The 255-nt window shown below is 49.0% G+C and carries 1 protein-coding gene; it reads right to left on the bottom strand.

The window, feature by feature from the left end:
- A partial coding sequence (locus C5P05_RS35180; RefSeq protein ID WP_420130706.1) for a serine hydrolase domain-containing protein occupies positions 1-245 on the bottom strand: 245 nt, incomplete at its 3' end.
- Positions 246-255 lie beyond the last annotated feature (10 nt).

A 255-nucleotide genomic window follows, 5' to 3' on the forward strand; every position in this document is an offset into this window, starting at 1 on the left:
TGAAAAATCTGCTTCTGCATGAAGTCCTGGTAGCTGATGCCGGACACCTTTTCAATGATTCTCCCGAGCAGAAAATAATTGGAGTTGCTGTATGAAAAGCCGTGGCCTGGTTGAAACTGGACTGGCGCATCTTTGAAAAACGCGACGGCGTCATCGGGACTTACGTCCTTTGTCAGCACGACACCGAATTGTGGCAACTCCGTGTAGTTTCGGATGCCAGACGTATGCGTGAGCAAGTTTTCAATGGTGACGTGA

This window comes from Rhodoferax ferrireducens, assembly GCF_003347515.1.
Classification (GTDB): Bacteria; Pseudomonadota; Gammaproteobacteria; order Burkholderiales; family Burkholderiaceae_C; genus Rhodoferax.